Annotated in this window: 17 protein-coding genes; 12 read left to right on the top strand and 5 right to left on the bottom strand. The window is 62.5% G+C overall.

Features of this window, described 5'->3' with window-relative positions; translation table 11 throughout:
• Positions 1-7 precede the first annotated feature (7 nt).
• Together ribD and nrdR are read right to left on the bottom strand one after the other, a co-directional pair.
• Entirely contained in the window at positions 8-1,144 is a 1,137-nt protein-coding gene (gene ribD / locus ACQY47_RS18005) for a bifunctional diaminohydroxyphosphoribosylaminopyrimidine deaminase/5-amino-6-(5-phosphoribosylamino)uracil reductase RibD (protein WP_017135993.1), read from the bottom strand.
• A complete protein-coding gene (gene nrdR / locus ACQY47_RS18000) occupies positions 1,141-1,611 on the bottom strand; it encodes a transcriptional regulator NrdR (RefSeq protein ID WP_015886108.1) in 471 nt (156 codons plus the stop codon). The genes ribD and nrdR overlap by 4 nt, the downstream gene beginning before the upstream one ends.
• Positions 1,612-1,751: 140 nt before the next feature.
• Here nrdR and ACQY47_RS17995 point away from each other — a divergent pair, with 140 nt between their 5' ends.
• The 3 genes from ACQY47_RS17995 to trxA all read left to right on the top strand — a co-directional run bounded on the left by ACQY47_RS17995 (position 1,752) and on the right by trxA (position 4,048).
• Positions 1,752-2,207, top strand: a complete 456-nt coding sequence (locus tag ACQY47_RS17995) for a YbaY family lipoprotein (RefSeq protein ID WP_428550697.1) — start codon at positions 1,752-1,754, stop codon at positions 2,205-2,207.
• Positions 2,204-2,860, top strand: coding sequence for a class I SAM-dependent methyltransferase (locus tag ACQY47_RS17990; RefSeq protein WP_017135990.1), 657 nt, complete (start codon positions 2,204-2,206; stop codon positions 2,858-2,860). The genes ACQY47_RS17995 and ACQY47_RS17990 overlap by 4 nt, the downstream gene beginning before the upstream one ends.
• Positions 2,861-3,175: 315 nt before the next feature.
• The gene (gene trxA, locus ACQY47_RS17985; RefSeq protein ID WP_428550694.1) at positions 3,176-4,048 is read left to right on the top strand and encodes a thioredoxin; all 873 of its coding nucleotides are present in this window, start codon (positions 3,176-3,178) and stop codon (positions 4,046-4,048) included.
• On the opposite strand, the gene ACQY47_RS17980 is transcribed toward trxA, so the two are convergent.
• Positions 4,045-4,386 carry a hypothetical protein gene (locus tag ACQY47_RS17980; protein WP_200432060.1) on the bottom strand — a complete coding sequence of 114 codons (342 nt, stop codon included), beginning with the start codon at positions 4,384-4,386 and terminating at the stop codon, positions 4,045-4,047. The two genes, trxA and ACQY47_RS17980, sit on opposite strands and share 4 nt — an antisense overlap.
• Before the next feature lie 131 nt (positions 4,387-4,517).
• Here ACQY47_RS17980 and ACQY47_RS17975 point away from each other — a divergent pair, with 131 nt between their 5' ends.
• The 5 genes from ACQY47_RS17975 to ACQY47_RS17955 all read left to right on the top strand — a co-directional run bounded on the left by ACQY47_RS17975 (position 4,518) and on the right by ACQY47_RS17955 (position 8,662).
• On the top strand, positions 4,518-5,129 hold the full coding sequence (locus ACQY47_RS17975; protein ID WP_428550690.1) for a DUF2796 domain-containing protein: 612 nt from the start codon (positions 4,518-4,520) through the stop codon (positions 5,127-5,129).
• A gap of 149 nt (positions 5,130-5,278) precedes the next feature.
• A complete protein-coding gene (locus tag ACQY47_RS17970; protein ID WP_236446717.1) occupies positions 5,279-5,989 on the top strand; it encodes an ABC transporter ATP-binding protein in 711 nt (236 codons plus the stop codon).
• A 1-nt stretch (position 5,990) separates the two neighbouring features.
• On the top strand, positions 5,991-7,256 hold the full coding sequence (locus ACQY47_RS17965) for an ABC transporter permease (RefSeq protein ID WP_428550686.1): 1,266 nt from the start codon (positions 5,991-5,993) through the stop codon (positions 7,254-7,256).
• Positions 7,257-7,346: 90 nt separating this feature from the next.
• Positions 7,347-7,868 carry a DUF3299 domain-containing protein gene (locus tag ACQY47_RS17960; protein ID WP_428550683.1) on the top strand — a complete coding sequence of 174 codons (522 nt, stop codon included), beginning with the start codon at positions 7,347-7,349 and terminating at the stop codon, positions 7,866-7,868.
• Positions 7,869-7,963: 95 nt separating this feature from the next.
• Positions 7,964-8,662: an OmpW/AlkL family protein gene (locus ACQY47_RS17955; RefSeq protein WP_017135983.1), complete on the top strand. Its 699-nt coding sequence runs from the start codon at positions 7,964-7,966 to the stop codon at positions 8,660-8,662.
• A 156-nt stretch (positions 8,663-8,818) separates the two neighbouring features.
• On the opposite strand, the gene ACQY47_RS17950 is transcribed toward ACQY47_RS17955, so the two are convergent.
• Positions 8,819-9,703: a sugar nucleotide-binding protein gene (locus ACQY47_RS17950; RefSeq protein ID WP_017135982.1), complete on the bottom strand. Its 885-nt coding sequence runs from the start codon at positions 9,701-9,703 to the stop codon at positions 8,819-8,821.
• 167 nt (positions 9,704-9,870) lie between these two features.
• On the opposite strand from ACQY47_RS17950, the gene ACQY47_RS17945 reads away from it, so the two are divergent.
• Positions 9,871-14,118, top strand: a complete 4,248-nt coding sequence (locus ACQY47_RS17945; RefSeq protein WP_428550679.1) for a DEAD/DEAH box helicase — start codon at positions 9,871-9,873, stop codon at positions 14,116-14,118.
• Positions 14,119-14,230: 112 nt separating this feature from the next.
• Here the strand turns inward: ACQY47_RS17945 and ACQY47_RS17940 are convergent, their stop codons facing one another.
• Positions 14,231-16,339, bottom strand: coding sequence for a mechanosensitive ion channel family protein (locus ACQY47_RS17940; RefSeq protein ID WP_428550676.1), 2,109 nt, complete (start codon positions 16,337-16,339; stop codon positions 14,231-14,233).
• A gap of 228 nt (positions 16,340-16,567) precedes the next feature.
• On the opposite strand from ACQY47_RS17940, the gene ACQY47_RS17935 reads away from it, so the two are divergent.
• Genes ACQY47_RS17935 through ACQY47_RS17925 form a run of 3 tightly spaced genes read left to right on the top strand, consistent with a single transcriptional unit; the run spans position 16,568 to position 19,552 of the window.
• Complete coding sequence (locus ACQY47_RS17935) at positions 16,568-17,347, top strand: endonuclease/exonuclease/phosphatase family protein (protein WP_138449343.1); 780 nt, start codon at positions 16,568-16,570, stop codon at positions 17,345-17,347.
• On the top strand, positions 17,344-18,606 hold the full coding sequence (clsB, locus tag ACQY47_RS17930; RefSeq protein WP_428550671.1) for a cardiolipin synthase ClsB: 1,263 nt from the start codon (positions 17,344-17,346) through the stop codon (positions 18,604-18,606). The genes ACQY47_RS17935 and clsB overlap by 4 nt, the downstream gene beginning before the upstream one ends.
• On the top strand, positions 18,596-19,552 hold the full coding sequence (locus tag ACQY47_RS17925; RefSeq protein WP_428550668.1) for a lysylphosphatidylglycerol synthase domain-containing protein: 957 nt from the start codon (positions 18,596-18,598) through the stop codon (positions 19,550-19,552). The genes clsB and ACQY47_RS17925 overlap by 11 nt, the downstream gene beginning before the upstream one ends.
• The last annotated feature ends 20 nt before the right edge of the window (positions 19,553-19,572 follow it).

Genomic DNA, 19,572 nt, shown 5'->3' with positions numbered 1-19,572 from the left:
GTCGGAATTATACGCTCGCTGGTGGTAGCGGGATGGCAGTGACTCGCCAGTCGTCGCCTACAGCGCGCATTTCAGTGATCTTGAGTTGGGGGGCGTCGGCCAGTTTCTCAAGCGGCCAGTCGAGCAAAGGCCGGGCGGCGGAGCCCAGGAACTTGCCGGCGACGAAAATCACGTATTCGTCGACCAGGCCTTGCTGGGCAAACGCGCCCGCCAGGCTTGGGCCGGCTTCCACCAGCACTTCGTTGACGCCACGGGCTGCCAGCGCCAGCAGCGCCGAACGCAGGTCGACCTGACCTTCAACGCCCGGCACCACCAGGCATTCCGGGCCACGCGGGAACTGGTTTTCCGGGGTGACGCAGGTGATGACCAGCGCCGGGCCGGCCTTGAAGAACGGCGCGTTGAGCGGCACCCGCAGGCGACCGTCGATCAACACGCGCAATGGTGGGCGCGACATGGCCAGAGCGGTGGTTTCTTCGTCCAGACCAAGCTCAGCGGCGCGCACAGTAAGGCGCGCACCGTCGGCCAGCACCGTGTCGGCGCCGGTCAGCACTACACTGGCCTCGGCGCGCAGGCGCTGCACGGCGGCGCGGGCAGCCGGCCCGGTAATCCATTGGCTTTCGCCGCTGGCCATCGCAGTACGGCCGTCCAGGCTCATCGCCAGCTTGACCCGCACAAACGGCAGGCCGTGTTCCATACGCTTGAGGAAGCCGGGGTTCAGCGCGCGCGCTTGTTGTTCGAGTACGCCGCTGTGGGTTTCGATGCCGGCTTGAGCCAAGCGCTGCAGGCCGCGCCCGGCCACTTCCGGATTCGGGTCCTGCATCCCGGCCACTACGCGTGCCACACCGGCGGTCACCAGCGCATCGGCGCAAGGCGGCGTGCGCCCATGGTGGCTGCACGGCTCGAGGGTCACGTACACCGTGGCGCCACGGGCCTTGTCGCCGGCGGCGCGCAGGGCGTTCGGCTCGGCATGGGGCTCGCCGGTGCGCTCATGCCAGCCTTCGCCGACAATCTGCCCATCCCGCACAATCACGCAGCCCACTCGTGGGTTGGGGTGGGTGGTGTACAGGCCTTTGCGCGCCAATTCGAGGGCGCGGGCCATGTAATGGGCGTCGAGGACGGCTTGTTCGGCAGACGGTGGGTTCATTCTTTGGCAGGCTCACGGGCCAGGCGGTCGATCTCTTCGCGGAACTCATTGAGGTCCTGGAAGCGTCGATACACGGAGGCGAAACGGATATAGGCGACTTCGTCGAGCTTTTGCAGCTCGCCCATCACCAGTTCTCCAACCACCAGGCTCTTGACCTCGCGCTCGCCGGTGGCGCGCAGCTTGTGCTTGATATGCACCAGCGCCGCCTCCAGTCGCTCGACACTCACCGGGCGTTTTTCCAGGGCGCGCTGCATACCGGCGCGCAGTTTTTCTTCGTCGAAAGGCTGGCGGCTGCCGTCGGACTTGATCAGACGTGGCAACACCAGTTCGGCGGTTTCGAAGGTGGTGAAACGTTCACCGCAGCCAGAGGCCAGGCATTCGCGCCGGCGGCGTACTTGATCGCCCTCGGCGACCAGACGCGAGTCAATGACCTTGGTGTCGTTGGCACCGCAGAAGGGACAGTGCATGGTTGGCAGGCAACAAAAAATGGGAGGGCCATGGTAGCGCATCCCCGTGGCAAGACAAGCCATAGCCTTTACGGTATATAGGCTGACTATTATGTTTCATATTTTTTAAGCCACGGATTTTGTCCTTTCTGGAGCCGTACATGCAGTTACGACCACTTGTTTTACTCGCCCTGTTCAGTTTTCTGGTCGCCTGTAGCAGCGAAGCCCCAAAACCGTCGATACCACAACCCGCGCCTGCCCAAGAGAAAAAAGTCCCCGGCATTGAAGACCTCGGCCCCTTGCCGGCTTACCAGCGGGAAATCAACGGCACTCTGAGTGGCGTGCCAGCCAATGCCGAAGTCGAACTGGCCCTGCTGGTAATCGATGAGCGCAACCGCCCGCAACAACTGCTCGCCAGCAGCGTACTCACCGGCAACGGCAAGCCCCTGGCCTTCCGCTTGCGTTTTAACCCAGAGGCTTTCCCAGCCGGTGCACGGGTTGAACTGCGCGGTCGCGCCAGCCAGTCCGGCCAGTTGATCCTGCACCTGCCTGCGGTGCGTATCACCCAGGCGATCACCCAGACCACCGGCCCTCTGCAACTCGTCCGGGCACCATGACGCCACCGCTGGGCCTGCAACGTGCCCTGAGCGAACTGATCGGCGACGCACAACTGGTGCCCTGCCCGCTGCCGGGTACCGAGCTGTCGTTGTGGCTGCTGGACGCAGGCAACATGGACCGTGCCTTCAGCCAGGAAGAGACCCGGCGCATCCTGCATGAACCGCCGTACTGGAGTTTTTGCTGGGCCAGCGGTTTGGCACTGGCGCGCTACCTGGCAGCGAATCCCGAGTGGGTGGCGGGCAAACGCGTGCTGGATTTTGGCGCAGGTTCCGGTGTGGCTGCGATTGCTGCGGTTAAAGCGGGCGCGCTGGAAGTGGTGGCCTGCGACCTCGACCCGCTGGCTTTGGCCGCTTGCCGGGCAAACGCCGAACTCAATGGTGTAGCGCTGAGTTATTCAGCCGACTTTTTTGCCGAGGCCGACCGCTTCGACCTGATCCTGGTGGCCGACGTGCTCTACGACCGCGCCAACCTGCCGCTGCTCGACCACTTCCTGACGCGTGGCCATGAAGCGCTGGTGGCCGACTCCCGGGTGCGCGACTTCCAGCACCCGGCGTATCAGCGCCTGGACATCCTCGATGCGCTGACGCTGCCGGACCTGGCCGAGCCTTGGGAGTTTCGCAAAGTGAGCCTGTACCATTCGCGGCGCGCTTGAGGCCATCGCGGCATAGGTATCTACACAACCGGTTAACACGAAGTCTGTTGTAAGTGGGCTGTTGTGGCGAGCAGGCTTGTCGAATCGTCGCACCGCCTGCGTTGGGCTGCGAAGCGGCCCCAGTAAAGGCACTGCATTTTTCCTGAAAGAACTCAGCGACTGGGTTTGGGGCTGCTTCGCAGCCCAACGCAGGGCAAGCCCGCTCGCCACAGTTGAGCGCATTCTCCAGTAGGGGCTGGCTTGAACTCATCATGCTTTCAGCCAACCTCGCCAGCCCTTATAGTTGCCCCATTCCCGCTTTATTCGAGACGCCCCATGAGTGAGCCCACGCCGTACATCTTCGACGCCACCACTGCTACGTTCGACCAGGCAGTGATTCAGAACTCATTCGAAAAACCCGTGCTGGTGGATTTCTGGGCCGAGTGGTGCGCGCCGTGCAAGGCATTGATGCCGATGCTGGCGAAAATCGCCGAGAGTTATCAGGGCGAGTTGCTGCTGGCCAAGGTCGATTGCGAGGCCGAGCAGGACATCGTCGCGCGTTTTGGCATTCAAAGCCTGCCCACGGTGGTGCTGTTCAAGGACGGCCAGCCGGTGGATGGATTTGCCGGGGCGCAGCCGGAGTCGGCCGTGCGAGCGATGCTCGAGCCCCACGTGAAGATGCCGCCACCGAAGGCGGCTGACCCGCTGGAACAGGCCCAGGCGTTGTTTGCCGAAGGCCGTATCAGCGATGCAGAGGCCGTGCTGGTGGTGCTGCTGGGTGAAGACAACACTAACGCCGCCGCGCTGATTTTGTACGCACGCTGCCTGGCTGAGCGTGGCGAACTGGGCGAAGCCCAAAGCGTGCTCGACGCGGTGAAAAGCGACGACCACAAAGCCGCCCTCGCCGGCGCCAAGGCGCAAATCACCTTCCTGCGCCAGGCCGCCGACCTGCCGGATGCCGCCGACTTGAAAAGCCGCCTGGCGCAAGACCCGCAGGACGATGAAGCAGCCTATCAGTTGGCGATTCAACAACTGGCGCGCCAGCAATACGACGCCGCGCTGGAAGGCCTGCTCAAGCTGTTTATTCGCAACCGCAGCTACAGCGAAGGCCTGCCGCACAAGACCTTGCTGCAAGTGTTCGAACTGCTCGGCAATGACCACCCGCTGGTCACGGTGTACCGTCGCAAGCTGTTCGCCGCGCTGTATTAATCGCCGATCCAGCTGTACAGCGGCGTATCCCCGCCGCTGGCCACTTTCACACTGGCACTGTGGCGCAGCCTTACCAGCAGGCGTTTGCCTGAGGCTGCATCACCGGCCAAGCCTTCAAGCTGATCAAGCAACTCAAGCCCATTGAGTTGCCCGGCCTTGCGCAACAGGTCCTGGGCGTGCTGCCACAAATCATCGTTGTGTTTGACCGGCGCAACAGCCGGCGCGCTCGGCGCCGGTGTTGCCTGCAAGTGCTCGCCCAGGCGCGCCCAATCGCCGTCATCGAGTTCCAGGGTCAAATCCACCGGCAAGTCACCGACGGTTCCACGAATTCGCAACATCGCTCTTACTCCCGCAGTTTTCCGACCCGCATGCTCCCACGCGACTTGCGCAACGCCAAGCGGGCGTTCAAACTGGCGTTAATATTGTTATAAGATCACATAACAAAACTTTCATCTTATGGAGCCTTCTCATGCGCCGTCTGCTGCTCGCCTTGCCGTTTGCCCTGCTGCCCCTGGCCATCGCCCACGCCGCCGATGAACACGATCATGAGCATGAACACGCCAGCCTCGGTGCCCACGAGCATGGTGTCGGCCGCCTCAATGCGGTACTCGACGGCCAGGCGCTTGAGCTGGAATTCGACAGCCCGGCCATGAACCTTGTGGGCTTTGAACACAAGGCCACCACGCCTGCCGACAAAGCCAAGGTCGCCGCCGCGCGCAAGCAGCTGGAAAACCCACTGGCGCTGTTCAACCTGCCCAAATCTGCCGGTTGTGTGATCAGCACCCAGGAACTCAACAGCCCGTTGTTTGGCGATAAGCCTGAAGCCGACCATGATGAAGACGATGACGACCACGCCACCGACGGCAAAGGCGCTGCCGCCCACGAACATCATCACGACCACAGCGAAATCCACGCGCACTACCAGTTCACCTGCGCCACGCCGACCGCGCTGAGCAACCTCGACCTGACCCAAGTGTTCAAGACCTTCCCTGCCACCCAGAAGATTCAGGTACAACTGATCGGCCCAAGCGGCCAGCAAGGTGTTGAAGCGACGGCCGCCGCAGCCACCCTGAAATTCTGATTTGAAACACGGTCAATGTGGGAGCTGGCTTGCCTGCGATAGCGGTATAACAGACACATCGATATTGAATGTGCCGCCGTCATCGCAGGCAAGCCAGCTCCCACATTGGATCGGCGCCACGCTCTACAACCAGGCGATATTGATTTCACATGACCCAAGCACTGATCGAACTGTCTGACCTGGGCTTCAACTGGCCCGGCCACCCGCAGTTGCTGGACATCCCCGCGTTCCGCCTGGAAGCGGGGGAAACCTTGTTTCTCAAAGGCCCGAGCGGCAGTGGCAAAACCACCTTGCTCGGGCTGTTGGGCGGCGTACAGAAACCCAGCCGTGGCAGCATTCGCCTGCTCGGCCAGGAGCTGACCGAACTCTCGGCCGGTGCCCGCGACCGCTTCCGCGTCGATCACACCGGCTATATTTTTCAGCAATTCAACCTGCTGCCGTTTCTCTCAGTGCGCGAGAACGTCGAGCTGCCGTGTCACTTTTCCAAACTGCGTGCGCAGCGGGCAACTCAGCGTCACGGCAGCGTCGACCAGGCCGCCGCGACCTTGCTGGCGCATTTGGGCTTGAAGGACAAAGACCTGCTGGAACGCCGTGCCGACTCGCTGTCCATCGGCCAGCAACAACGCGTGGCCGCCGCCCGCGCCTTGATCGGCCAACCGGAACTGGTGATCGCCGACGAACCCACCTCGGCCCTGGATTACGACGCCCGCGAAGCGTTCATTCAGCTGCTGTTCGCCGAATGCCGCGAAGCAGGCGCCAGTCTGTTATTCGTCAGCCATGACCAGAGCCTCGCGCCGCTGTTCGACCGCCATCTGTCGCTGGCCGAACTCAATCGCGCCGCCACGCCCGCAGAGGTTTGAGATGTATCTGTTCCGTCTAGCCATGGCCAGCCTGGCTAACCGCCGCTTTACCGCGATTCTCACTGCCTTCGCCATCGCCCTTTCGGTGTGCCTGTTACTCGCCGTAGAGCGCGTGCGTGTTGAGGCGCGCAACAGTTTCGCCAGCACCATCAGCGGCACTGACCTGATCGTTGGCGCCCGCTCCGGCTCGGTCAACTTGCTGCTGTATTCGGTGTTCCGCATCGGCAACGCCACCAATAACATCCGTTGGGACAGCTTCGAGCACTTCGCCGCCAGCCCGCAGGTGAAATGGGCGATCCCGATTTCCCTCGGCGACTCGCACCGTGGCTATCGCGTGATGGGTACCAACGCGTCCTACTTCGAGCATTACCAATATGGCCGCAAGCAGAACCTCGAACTGGCCAGCGGCCGTGCTTTCGCCACTGACCCATTTGAGGTGGTGCTCGGCGCCGAAGTGGCGGATGCGCTGCACTACAAGCTCGGCGACAAGCTGGTGCTGGCCCACGGTGTAGCAGTGGTTAGCCTGGTCAAGCACGACGACAAACCGTTTACCGTGGTCGGCATTCTCAAGCGCACCGGCACGCCGGTGGACCGTACGCTGCACATCAGCCTCGGTGGCATGGAGGCGGTTCATATCGACTGGCACAACGGCGTGCCGGCCCAGGGCAAAGGCCGTATCAGTGCTGATCAGGCACGCAACATGGACCTCACGCCGCAAGCGATCACTGCGTTTATGCTCGGCCTGAACAACAAGATTTCCACCTTCGCGCTGCAACGCGAGATCAATGAGTTCCGTGGCGAGCCGATGCTGGCGATCCTGCCGGGCGTGGCGCTGCAAGAGCTGTGGAGCATGATGGGCACGGCCGAAAAAGCGCTGTTCGTGATCTCGCTGTTCGTGGTGCTGACGGGCTTGATCGGTATGCTTACGGCGATCCTCACCAGCCTCAATGAACGCCGCCGCGAGATGGCGATTTTGCGTTCGGTGGGCGCACGGCCGTGGCACATTGCGACACTGCTGATCTTCGAAGCCTTCGCGCTGGCTTTGTCGGGCGTCGTGGCGGGCGTGGGTCTGCTGTACGTGTGCATCGCCGCGTCGCGCGGGTATTTGCAGGCCAACTACGGCCTGGACCTGCCGATGTCGTGGCCGAGTGAATATGAATGGACCTTGCTCGCCGGTATCCTCGCCGCAGCGCTGTTGATGGGCAGCGTGCCCGCGTGGCGCGCCTATCGGCAATCGTTGGCCGATGGCCTGTCGGTCAGGCTGTAAACAGCCGCTGCAGGCTTCAAGCTTTAAGCCGCAAGCGAAGCGGCTTCTACTTGATGCTTGCCGCTTTCAGCTAGCAACTAAGGAGTCTTTATGCATCGTGCCCTGTTTGCGCTGTTGCTGCTGGTGGTGGTGCCCGCCTGGGCCGACGAGCAGCCCAAGGACCTGTCGTGGCAGGAAATGATCCCGCCGGACGCGCCGCCGGAAGTCCCCAATATGAAACCGCTGCACGACCTGTCGAACATGGCCGATGCGCTCTCGGTGGAAGCGGCGCCTGCGGCCAAACAGGAACTGCCCAACGCGCCGGTGGTGCAGAGCCTTAACGGCAAGCACATCCGTTTGCCGGGCTATATCGTGCCGCTGGAAGTCAACGAAGAAGGCCGCACCACCGAGTTTTTGCTGGTGCCGTATTTCGGCGCGTGCATCCACGTACCGCCGCCGCCGTCGAACCAGATCGTGCATGTAAAAAGCGAAGTCGGCGTGAAGCTTGATGAGCTGTATCAGCCGTATTGGATCGAAGGTGCGATGCAGGTCAAGCCGTCTTCCAGTGAGCTGGCCGACGCCGGTTACCAGATGGATGCCGAGAAGATTTACGTCTACGAACTGCAGGAGTAACGCTGATCGAGCTTTCATTGAGCTGAGTCAAAAGATCGGACGGAACGATCTTTACCATTGGACGTACAACTTTTAAACGTCCTTTTGGAGCTCCCATGAACAAGTCTCTGCTCGGCGCGTCCCTCTTCGCGCTCGCCCTCGCCGCCCCTGTCGCACACGCTCACGAAGCCGGCGATATTCTGATTCGCGCCGGTGCAATCACCGTGAACCCGAAAGCAGACAGCGGCCATGTGAAGGTTGACCAGGGGCCATTGGCCGGCACCAACCTGGGCGGCAAGGCGACCATGAGCAGCGACACCCAACTGGGCCTCAACTTCGCCTACATGATCACCAACCACATCGGTATCGAACTGCTGGCCGCCACGCCGTTCGAGCATGACGTGAAGATCAAGAACACCGCCCTGGGCGCCGCCAACGGCAAGCTCGGTACGCTCAAGCACCTGCCGCCGACCTTGAGCGTCGTGTACTACCCGCTGGACAACAAGTCCGCGTTCCAGCCGTATGTAGGCGCCGGTATCAACTACACCTGGATCTACGACGAGCACGTTGGCAGCCGCGCCGAACAAGCTGGCTTCAGCAACTTCAAGGCTGAAAACTCCTGGGGCTGGGCCGCGCAGATCGGCGCCGACTACATGATCAACGACAAGTGGATGATCAACGCCCAGGCGCGTTACATCGACATCAGCACCAAGGCGACTGTGGATAACAATGCGCTGGGCCAAGGCACACGCGCCAAGGTCAATGTGGATGTTGACCCGATGGTTTACATGGTGGGTATTGGTTACAAGTTCTAAACAACACGGCATAACCCAATGTGGGAGCTGGGCTTGTGTGGGAGTCGGGCTTGCCCGCGATACAGGCACCTCGGTGTATCAGTGATACCGGGGTGATGCTATCGCAGGCAAGCCAGCTCCCACACAAGCCCAGCTCCCACATTTTTTGTGTTGCCTTCAGCTATGTCGGTAGAACCGATCCAGCAACGCCGGCAACCCCGCCCGCCACGCCCGTGGCTTGATGCCGAAGGTGTGGAGGATTTTCTTGCAGGCCAGCACCGCGTGCTGCGGCTCGTCCGCCGCATCCGGCCGGGCCGCGTGGGCCTGGGCGGTGGGAGATTCGATCGCCAGCGGATGGAAATTGCGCGCTTCAGTAAGGATCGCCTGCCCCAGCGCCAACGGCGTGGTCGCTTCGTGGCCGGCGTAATGATAGGTGCCCCACAGCGGCGCCGCGCAATCAAGTTGCTTGAGCACTGAAATGATCACCCGCGCCGCGTCGTCCACCGGCGTCGGGTTGCCGCGCCGGTCATCGGCCATCAGCAATTCATCCGGCTTCTCGGCACGGGCCAGGAAGCGCCCGAGGGTGCCATCGACACTGTCATCCAGCAGCCAGCCAAAGCGCAGCAGCACATGTTGCGGGCAGGTGGCGCGCACGCTCTGCTCGATCCGCCATAACGCCTGGCCGCGCAGGCCCAGGGGCACCGGCTCGTCTTTTTCGCTGTAGGCGGTGGCGCGGGAGCCATCGAACACGCGGTAGCTGGACGGTTGCAGCAAGGTGATGTTGTGGTGCTGGCACAGTTCGGCCAGGCGTTCGATGGCGAACTCCTGCGCGGCCAAACGTGTTTCGCTGACCGCTTCGGCCTGGAACCAGTCGAAATAGTAGGCGAGGTTGATCAGCGCATCGGGACGGGTGTCGTCGAGCAATTGGGTGAGGCTCGCGGCATCCCAGCCGTCTTGGGGCGGTTTAGGTGCGAGGAAACCGATGTCTTCCTCTGCACCGAGGCGAATCAGCGCCTGCCCGAGGGCATTCCCGCCGCCCAGTAACATAAGGCGCATTCGCATAGATTGAGCAGGCCCGGTCTGTTTGGAACGATGGTTATTATCGGCAGGCGTGTGCGCCTTGCCGTAGGTTGTTGCCAGAATCGTTGCATTTTGCGGGTTTGTAGCGCAACCGTCACGGACAAAGTACCTGATTGCAACTTGTTGGCATGGGCAGTATCAATCAATAGATGAACCTTCCTGAATCAACCGACACGGTATTGGACGGCTTCCACCCCGCCGTCAGTGCCTGGTTTGGCAACACCTTTCCCTCGGTGACCGGCGCCCAGGCCCAGGCGTGGCCGCTGATCCGCCAACGCCGCTCAACCTTGATCGCCGCGCCCACAGGCTCCGGCAAGACCCTGACCGCGTTCCTGGCGGTGCTCGATGACCTGGTCCACCAAGGCCTGGCCAACGGCGGTCAACTGCCGGACGAGACGTTGGTGGTGTACGTGTCGCCGCTCAAGGCGCTGTCCAACGATATCCAGATCAACCTGCAAAACCCGCTGGCCGGCATCACCGCGCAATTACAGGCGCAGGGCTTGCCGCCGTTGACTATTCGCACCGCCGTGCGCACCGGCGACACCCCGCAAAAAGACCGCGCACAAATGCGCAAACGGCCGCCGCATATCCTCGTCACCACGCCGGAATCGCTCTACGTGCTGCTGGGCTCGGACTCCGGTCGGCAAATGCTTTCCAGCACGCGCACGGTGATCGTCGACGAAATCCACGCCATCGCCGCCGGTAAACGTGGCAGCCACCTGGCCCTGAGCCTGGAGCGCCTGCAAGGTTTATGCAGCGAGCCGTTGACCCGCGTCGGCCTGTCGGCCACGCAAAAGCCTATCGAGGCGGTGTCGCACTTTTTGGTCGGCAGCGGGCGTGAATGCGCCATCGTCGATATCGGCCACGCGCGCCCCCGCGACCTGGATATCGAAGTACCACCAGTGCCGCTCTCGGCGGTGATGGCCAACGATGTGTGGGAATTGGTCTACGACCGCCTCGCCACGCTGGCCCGCGAACACCGCACGACGCTGGTGTTCGTCAACACCCGGCGCCTGGCCGAACGCTTGGCCCGGCACTTGAGCGAGCGTTTGGGCAAGACCGCTGTGGCCGCGCACCACGGCAGCCTGGCCAAAGAGCTGCGCCTGGACGCCGAGCAACGGCTCAAGGCCGGTGAACTGCAAGTGCTGATCGCCACCGCGTCGCTGGAGTTGGGGATTGATATCGGTGAGGTCGACCTGGTGTGCCAGATCGGCTCGCCCGGCTCCATCAACGGTTTTCTGCAAAGGGTCGGGCGTTCCGGTCACCAGGTCGGCGGCACGCCCAAGGGGCGATTGTTCGCCACCACCCGTGATGATTTGATCGAATGCGCCGCCCTGCTCGACTGCGTGCGGCGCGGCGAACTGGACACCTTGCACATCCCCATCGCCCCGCTGGACGTGCTGGCCCAACAAATCATCGCCGAAGTCAGCGCCCGCGAATGGCCGGAACAGGCATTGCTGGACCTCATCCGTCGCGCCTCGCCCTACGCCGCACTCGATGAACGCCACTACCAGGCACTGCTGCACATGCTCGCCGACGGCTATAACGGCCGCCAGGGCATCCGCAGTGCCTACCTGCACCGTGACGCCGTGACCCACACCCTGCGCGCCCGCCGTGGCGCCAAACTGACCGCCGTGACCAGCGGCGGCACCATCCCCGACAACGCCGACTACAGCGTATTGCTGGAGCCTCAGAGCCTGAACATCGGCAGCGTCAACGAAGACTTCGCGGTGGAGAGCATCGCCGGGGATATCTTTCAGCTCGGTAATACGTCCTACAGAATCCTGCGGGTAGAAAGCGGCAAGGTGCGCGTCGAAGATGCCCACGGCCAGCCGCCGACCATCCCCTTCTGGCTGGGTGAAGCGCCGGGGCGCAGCAACGAGTTGTCGTCGGCAGTCGCACGTTTTCAGGGGCAGTTGGACGCTCTGCTCAGCACCACGCCCGGTGACCTGCAACCCGCGCAAGACTGGCTCACCGCCAGCCTTGGCCTAAACCGCGCCAGCGCCGAGCAGATCCTTGATTACCTGGCCCGTGCGCGCCTGGCGCTGAGCGCATTACCGTCCCAGGACACATTGATCATGGAACGGTTTTTCGATGAGTCCGGCGGCACTCAGTTGATCATCCACACGCCGTTCGGCAGCCGCATCAACCGTGCGTGGGGCCTGGCGCTGCGCAAGCGTTTTTGCCGCACGTTCAACTTTGAATTGCAGGCAGCCGCCAGTGAGAATGCAATCGTGCTGTCGCTGTCCACCAGCCACAGTTTTGAGCTGGATGAAGTGTGGCGCTATGTGAACAGCAACAGCGCCGAACACCTGCTGATTCAGGCCGTATTGGATGCACCGCTGTTTGGCGTGCGCTGGCGCTGGAATGCCGGTGTGGCCCTGGCGTTGCCGCGCTACACCGGCGGGCGCAAGGTGGCGCCGCAGATCCAGCGCATGAAAAGCGAAGACCTGATCGCCAGCGTGTTTCCCGACCAGATTGCCTGCCTGGAAAACCTCGCCGGTGAACGCGAAGTACCCGAACACCCGCTGGTTGAGCAAACCCTCGACGACTGCCTGCACGAAGCCATGGACAGCGAGGGTTGGCTGACACTGTTGCGGCGCATGGAGCGCGGCGAAGTGCGCCTGATCAGCCGCGACCTGCCTGCGCCCTCGCCCATGGCCGCCGAAATTCTCAGCGCGCGGCCCTACACTTTTCTCGACGACGCACCGCTGGAGGAACGCCGCACCCAGGCCGTGCTCAACCGTCGCTGGAGCGACCCTCACAGTACCGACGACCTCGGCGCGCTGGACGCCGAGGCCATTGCCGGCGTGCGTGAAGAAGCCTGGCCCGCGCCCAATGGCCTGGATGAAATGCATGAAGCGCTGATGAGCCTGGCCTGTATCGCCGACAACGAAGTCACGCCGCAATGGGCCGAGTGGTTGCATGCCTTGGCCAAGGGCGGGCGCGCCCATCAACTGGACAATGGCCTGTGGGTGGCGGTGGAACGCCTGAGTTGCCTGCAAGCAATCTATCCAAATGACTTGCCGTTGTTGCCAGGCTTCGATGAACCGTGGGCCTTTGACGATGCGCTGGCTGAAGTGTTGCGCGCGCGCCTCGGCGGTTTCGGCCCGTTGAGCCTGGCCGAGATCGCCACGCCGTTGGCCCTGCCAGCCGCGGATATCAGCCAGTCACTCGCGCGCCTGGAGCGGGAAGGCTACGTACTGCGCGGCCGTTTCAGCCCCGGCGCCACCCAGGAACAATGGTGCGAGCGGCATTTGCTCGCGCGTATCCATCGCTACACAGTCAAGCGCCTGCGCCGGGAAATCGAGCCGGTGGCGCTGCAGGACTTCATGCGCTTTCTGTTCGATTGGCAGCACCTGTCCGACGGCACCCGTGGCCAGGGCAGCGCAATGTTGCCGCAGATTGTCGGGCAGTTCGAAGGTTACGCCGCCGCCACCTCGGCCTGGGACAGCGACTTGCTCAGTGCGCGGCTCAAGGACTATTCCTCCACCTGGCTCGACGAGCTGTGCCGCAGCGGCAAACTGGTATGGACGCGCCTGAGCCACAAGGCCGGCGCCCTGGCATTGCGCAGTACGCCGGTGGTGCTGCTGCCGCGCAGCCAGGTGCCGTTGTGGAGCGGGCTGACCGAACCGACCGACAGCACCACGTTGTCGCCCAAAGCGCAAAAGGTCCACCTGGCGCTGCGTGAACACGGCGCGCTGTTCTTCGACGAACTGGTGCACGAAGCCCATCTGCTGCGCAGCGAACTGGAAACCGCCTTGCAGGAACTGGTGGGCGCAGGGCTGGTGAATGCCGACAGCTTTGCCGGGCTGCGGGCCTTGACCACGCCCGCCAGCAAACGCCAGGCACGCAGCAGCCGGCGTGGGCGCGGGGCGTTTATCGGTGGCATGGACGACGCCGGGCGCTGGGCGCTGTTGCGCCGCTCGCCCAGCGCCGCCGGCCCGCATTCGGCCGAGACCCTGGAGCATGTGGCCATGACCCTGCTGCGCCGTTATGGCGTGGTGTTCTGGCGGTTGCTGGAGCGGGAGGCCGACTGGCTGCCGAGCTGGCGCGAATTGCTGCGCACCTTCCATCGCCTGGAAGCGCGGGGTGAGATTCGCGGCGGGCGGTTTGTGAGTGGTTTGGCGGGGGAACAGTTTGCGTTGCCGGAGGCGATTCCCCTGTTACGCGAGGTACGCCGTCGCCCACATGACGGCAGTTTGATTGCGGTGTGCGGGGCGGACCCGTTGAACCTGGTGGGCACCTTGCTACCGGGCAGCAAAGTGCCTGCGGTGAGTGGTAACCGGATTGTGTATCGGGATGGTTTGCCGGCGGCGGTGATGGTCGCGGGTAAGCAGCAGGTGTTGCTGGAGGAGGACTTGCAGGCGGTGCAGGAGAAGTTAATCAGGCGCTGATACCTGTATGGACCTTGCCGGCCTCATCGCGGGCAAGCCCGGCTCCCACAGGGGGATGCATTCCAACTGTGGGAGCTGGCTTGCCTGCGATGAGGCCGGAACATTCATTACATCATTGAGGCCTGTGCTGCTCGGTCACCACCACCGCACCCGGCACCTCCTCACCCGCCTCATCCACATGCGCCGAACGCTTGGGCAACCAAACCTGCTGTGGATAAGTCTGCGCGAAGTGCACCTCATCACAGTTATCCACAAGCTTTTTCAGGCGCTGGTTAAACGCGCGGCTCACAGCATATTGCCCACCCGACACGGTACGGAACTGCGCCGTCAGCACCACGCCGTTGAGGTCCATCTTGTCGACCCCAAACACTTCCAGCGGACCTTGCAGGTTGTACTTGAGGAACACGTCATCGCGGATCGACTGCCCCGCCTCACGGATCAGCTCCACCGCCTTGTCCACGTCGGTGTCGTAGGTGAACTGCACCGAGAAGAACGCATAGGCAAACTGCCGCGACTGGTTGGTGACCGCCTTGATCTGCCCGAACGGCACCGAGTGCACAAACCCCTTGCCGTCTCGCAGGCGCAGGGTGCGGATGGTCAGGCCTTCCACGGTGCCGGCATGGCCGGAGTCGAGCACTACCCAATCGCCGATCGACAGCGTGTCTTCAATGATGATGAACAGGCCGGTGATCACGTCCTGCACCAACTGCTGGGAGCCAAAACCGATGGCCAGGCCGACCACACCGGCACCGGCCAGCAGAGGTGCGACATTGATGCCCAGGTTGGCCATGGTGGTGATCGCGCAGATCACCACCAGCACGATCTTCACCGCATTGCGCAACAACGGCAGGATGGTTTTGACTCGCGTGCTGGGCTGGCGACTGGAGCGCTTGTTGACCGGCGGCTTCAAGGCTTCCTGGATCGCCGTGTCGAGCACCACCCAGAACAGCCAGGTCACCAGCAGGATCAGGCCAATGCTGCTGAGGGAATCGCTGATCGCCCGGCCTACCGAGTTACGCTGGGCAAATTCGAACAGCGATACACCCCAGATACGCCCGAGAATTTCGATAAACGCGATGGCCATGGCGATGCGCAGTATTGCGTGCAGCAGGCTGAGGAAGCGCTCTTTGTAGGCACTGCTGCGCTGGATCGCCACCTGGCTGCGGGACTTGAACAGGTGTTGCAACACCGTGCTGAGAAACACTGTGCCGATCAACAGAATCGTGGTGAACAGCGCGCAACGCAAAGCCTTCTGGTTATCGTCGCCGGCGCCGATCAGGTTGATCGCCGAGACCAGCACCATCAACAGAATCGGCCAATACCACAGCCCGGAAAACACTCGCAGCGATTGCTGCAGCGCCGGGTGTTTGAGGCGCTGGGCCAGCGGCCGATTGCGGATCAGGTGCGCGACTGGGCGGCGCAGGCGCACCACCAGCACGCCGAAAATCACCGCCGCGAACAGGCCGGTAAACACTGCGATGCTGCTGGTGATATTGCCGCCCAACTGGCGCGCGATCTGCGGACTGGTCAGGGCATCGCTGAGAGCGGCGAGAAAGCCGATCAGGAACAGCGGCTTGGGGCAATAGTTGCGAATAATCTGCACAGCCGGGCGTTTGTGGCCGACGTTGAACATGACGATGACGCACAACAGCATCGACGTGGAGAAGATGCCGCTGCTGGTGGCATAGGCAAAACACAGCGCCAGCGCACGGCCTATGGAGCTGGGTAAAAAGTGGCTGACGTAAAGCGTCAGCGGCAGGCAGATCAGGGCTGGAATCGTGTAGGGCACCACGTAGCCCAGTACGCCCTGCAGACGCTCGCGCTGTGCAACGAAACGCCGCCGACCGAGGCGCTGCACGCTAAAGCGCCCGAGCAGTGTGAGTGCCGCAAAGGCACCGACCCACACCCCGGACAGCAGCAGGAAGTCACCGGCCACGCTCCAAGGCGAGCGTTGGGCGGTTTGATCGACCAGCCGCCCGACCTCATCCGCCGCACGGTCGGCGCGCAGGCGCCAGGCGTCGATGAGGTTCTGGTTGAGGTCGAGTTTGTCTTGCACATCGTCAATGCTGGAGCTGATGGCGCCGAGCAAGCCACCTTCGACCAACAACTCCGGCTTGGCGGGAGCCTCAGCTGCCGCAGGCGCCGCGGCCGCGGCTTGCAGCGCGCCATTGCCACACACCAACAGCACAACGAGCAGTAATGCAGTCTTTAGATTCAGCAAAACACCGGGCTCCTTCAGCAGGGTCTGTAAGGAACTGACGGGTTTGAGCGCTGATCGTTCCCGCGCTCTGCGTTCAAGGGACGCGGAGCGTCCCGGGCTGCGTTACCACGCGGAGCGTGGGAACGATCGGTTAACAGCACCGCCTGTAGGTCATTCGAAACTTTCTCCCAACACTCGCAGTCAGCCAATAAGACAGGCTTCGCCCTTCACTTATCCACAGGAGCGATCATGGCTGCGATTGCCGACTGGGTGCCCGTTACGCCCAGCACCGCCATCACCCGCTTCACCGTGCTGACGGTCAATATCCATAAGGGTTTCACCGCGTTGAACCGACGCTTCATCCTGCCCGAGTTGCGTGAGGCGGTGCGCAGCGTGGGCGCCGACATGGTGTTCCTGCAGGAAATCCACGGCACCCATGAGCGGCACCCGCAGCGTTACAGCGACTGGCCGAAGATGCCGCAGTATGAGTTCCTCGCCGACAGCATCTGGCCCCAGTTCGCCTACGGCCGCAACGCGGTCTACCCGCATGGCGACCACGGCAACGCGCTGCTGTCCAAATTCCAGATCATCCGCTACGACAACCTCGACATCTCCCAGAGCGGCCATGAAAGCCGTGGCCTGCTGCATTGCGTGCTGCGCTTGCCGGGCAGCGGCCAAGAGGTGCATGCGATCTGCATGCACCTGGGCCTGCGTGAGGTGCATCGCCAGCAGCAATTGCGTTTGCTGGAGCAGCGCATTGCCGAGATTCCGGCTGACGCGGCGCTGATCGTCGCCGGTGATTTCAATGACTGGCGCCACAAGGCCGACCTGAGCCAAAGCGGGCTCAGGGAAGTGTTTATCGAAGCCCATGGCAAACCGGCGCGCACCTTTCCGGCGCGCCTGCCATTGCTGCCTTTGGATCGCATCTATGTGCGTAACCTGAAGGTGCATAACCCCAGGGCGCTGACGACGCGGCCCTGGTCTCACCTGTCAGACCACGTGCCGCTGTCGGTGGAGATCGAACTATGAATGTCGCCGTGGAACACATTGCCACCGACCAGCCACCGGATGATGCCAAGGCCCGCGACCTGGATTACGGCTGGCAACCGGGCAACCGCATTGAGCTGCTGGAGAACGGCGAGGCGTACTTTCCCGCCGTCTTCGAGGCCATGCGCCAGGCGCAGCGGGAGATCCTGCTGGAAACCTTTATTCTGTTCGAAGACAAGGTTGGCCATGAACTGCAAGGCATCCTGATCGAAGCGGCGCAGCGCGGCGTAAAGGTGATCGTCAGCCTCGATGGCTTTGGCTGCGGCGAACTGAGCCCTGCCTTTCTCAGTGAGCTGGCCGAGGCCGGGGTGACGGTGCAAATGTTTGACCCGGCAGCGAAGATAGTGGGCATTCGCACCAACTGGTTCCGTCGCCTGCACCGCAAGATTGTGGTGGTGGACGCCGCCGTGGCGTTTATCGGCGGGATCAATTTTTCTGCCGACCACTTGGGTGATTTCGGCCCCGAAGCCAAGCAGGATTATGCCGTGCAGGTAAGCGGCCCGGCCGTGGCGGACCTGCATCATTTCGCCCTCGCCCAAAGTGGCCGCCAGGTGCGCACGCGACGCGGCTGGCGACGGCGCCAGCAACGGCCATCGCTGTGGCCGACGCACACCGACGACGGCCTGGTGCGCCTGATTTATCGCGATAACCTGCAACACCGCGATGATATCGAAGAGGCCTATATACACGCCTTGAGCAAGGCGCAAAAACGCGTGGTGATTGCCAACGCCTACTTCTTCCCAGGCTATCGCCTGCTGCGTGAAATCCGCAATGCCGCGCGACGTGGCGTACAGGTGCAACTGATCATGCAAGGCCAACCCGATGTGCTGCTGGCCAAGCTCGCCGCGCGCATGCTGTATGACTATTTGCTCAAGGATGGCGTAGTGATTCACGAGTATTGCCAACGCCCGTTGCATGGCAAAGTGGCCTTGGTGGATGACGACTGGAGCACTGTGGGTTCGAGCAACCTGGACCCGTTGAGCCTGTCGCTGAACCTGGAAGCCAACGTGCTGATTCGTGATCGCGCGTTCAATCAACAGCTGTACGAAAGCCTGGAAACACTGGCGCGCAATCATTGCCGGACCATGCCGGAAAACCGCAAGCCACGCCTGTGGTTATGGCGATTGACCGTGGGCTTTTTGGTGTTCCATGTCATGCGGCACTTCCCCGCGCTGACGGGCTGGCTGCCAGCACACAAACCGCGCCTCAAGCCATTCGAGAGCCACACCCATGAGCACTGAAAGCGGCGGCTCGCGGTTCAAGCGCTGGAAGAGACCGCTGACGTTCGCGTTTTTTCTGCTGCTGATTGTGCTGTTCACCCTGCTCGCACGGCGCATCGACTGGAGCGAAGTGCTGCAAACGCTGGCGGCCTTCAAGCTGCGCACGCTGTTGATCGCCGGTGGGCTGACGCTCTGCAGCTTTCTTGTCTACGCCAGCTTCGACCTGATCGGCCGTACCTACATTCGCCAGGATTTGCGTTGGAAGCAGATCCTGCCGGTCGGGATCATCAGCTATGCCTTTAACCTCAACCTGAGCGCGTGGGTTGGCGGCATTGCCATGCGCTATCGGCTGTATTCGCGGCTCGGGGTGAGCACCAGCAATATCGCCAAGATTCTTGGGCTGAGCCTGGCCACCAACTGGTTTGGCTATATGGCCGTGGCCGGAGGGGTATTCAGCAGTGGGCTGGTGAGCATGCCGCCGGGCTGGAAGGTCAGCAGCGGCGCGTTGCAAGGCATTGGCGTGCTGCTGGTGCTGGCCAGCCTGGGTTACTTGGCGGCGTGCCAGTTTGCCAAGAAACGCGCGTGGTCGGTCAAGGGTATCGAGATCAACTTGCCGTCGTTGCGCATGGCCTGTTTGCAGCTGGCGCTGGGTGCGTTGAACTGGTCGTTGATGGCGGCGGTGATCTTTACGTTGCTGCCCGCCAAGCTGGACTACCCGCTGGTATTGGGCGTGCTGCTGATCAGCGCGATTGCCGGGGTGATCACCCATATCCCAGCCGGGCTCGGTGTGCTGGAGGCAGTGTTTATCGCGCTGATGCAGCATGAGGCGTCGCGGGGCAGTTTGCTTGCAGGGCTGATTGCCTACCGGGCGATCTACTTTATTTTGCCGCTGTTGGTGGCGGTGGTGATGTACCTGGCGGTGGAGGCCAAGGCCAAGGCGTTGCGGGTCAAGAAAACACCGGCGTGAACGGTGTCGGCAGTTCGATC

It is taken from the genome of Pseudomonas edaphica (assembly GCF_965277385.1).
GTDB lineage: Bacteria > Pseudomonadota > Gammaproteobacteria > Pseudomonadales > Pseudomonadaceae > Aquipseudomonas > Aquipseudomonas edaphica.
This window is presented reverse-complemented; position numbering and strand designations above follow the sequence as displayed.

Bases quoted from the DNA above. Each gene is read 5' to 3' on its own strand.
- ribD (WP_017135993.1), bottom strand. From the start codon at position 1,144: ATGAACCCACCGTCTGCCGAACAAGCCGTCCTCGACGCCCATTACATG.
- nrdR (WP_015886108.1), bottom strand. From the start codon at position 1,611: ATGCACTGTCCCTTCTGCGGTGCCAACGACACCAAGGTCATTGACTCG.
- ACQY47_RS17995 (WP_428550697.1), top strand. From the start codon at position 1,752: ATGCAGTTACGACCACTTGTTTTACTCGCCCTGTTCAGTTTTCTGGTC.
- ACQY47_RS17990 (WP_017135990.1), top strand. From the start codon at position 2,204: ATGACGCCACCGCTGGGCCTGCAACGTGCCCTGAGCGAACTGATCGGC.
- trxA (WP_428550694.1), top strand. From the start codon at position 3,176: ATGAGTGAGCCCACGCCGTACATCTTCGACGCCACCACTGCTACGTTC.
- ACQY47_RS17980 (WP_200432060.1), bottom strand. From the start codon at position 4,386: ATGTTGCGAATTCGTGGAACCGTCGGTGACTTGCCGGTGGATTTGACC.
- ACQY47_RS17975 (WP_428550690.1), top strand. From the start codon at position 4,518: ATGCGCCGTCTGCTGCTCGCCTTGCCGTTTGCCCTGCTGCCCCTGGCC.
- ACQY47_RS17970 (WP_236446717.1), top strand. From the start codon at position 5,279: ATGACCCAAGCACTGATCGAACTGTCTGACCTGGGCTTCAACTGGCCC.
- ACQY47_RS17965 (WP_428550686.1), top strand. From the start codon at position 5,991: ATGTATCTGTTCCGTCTAGCCATGGCCAGCCTGGCTAACCGCCGCTTT.
- ACQY47_RS17960 (WP_428550683.1), top strand. From the start codon at position 7,347: ATGCATCGTGCCCTGTTTGCGCTGTTGCTGCTGGTGGTGGTGCCCGCC.
- ACQY47_RS17955 (WP_017135983.1), top strand. From the start codon at position 7,964: ATGAACAAGTCTCTGCTCGGCGCGTCCCTCTTCGCGCTCGCCCTCGCC.
- ACQY47_RS17950 (WP_017135982.1), bottom strand. From the start codon at position 9,703: ATGCGAATGCGCCTTATGTTACTGGGCGGCGGGAATGCCCTCGGGCAG.
- ACQY47_RS17945 (WP_428550679.1), top strand. From the start codon at position 9,871: ATGAACCTTCCTGAATCAACCGACACGGTATTGGACGGCTTCCACCCC.
- ACQY47_RS17935 (WP_138449343.1), top strand. From the start codon at position 16,568: ATGGCTGCGATTGCCGACTGGGTGCCCGTTACGCCCAGCACCGCCATC.
- clsB (WP_428550671.1), top strand. From the start codon at position 17,344: ATGAATGTCGCCGTGGAACACATTGCCACCGACCAGCCACCGGATGAT.
- ACQY47_RS17925 (WP_428550668.1), top strand. From the start codon at position 18,596: ATGAGCACTGAAAGCGGCGGCTCGCGGTTCAAGCGCTGGAAGAGACCG.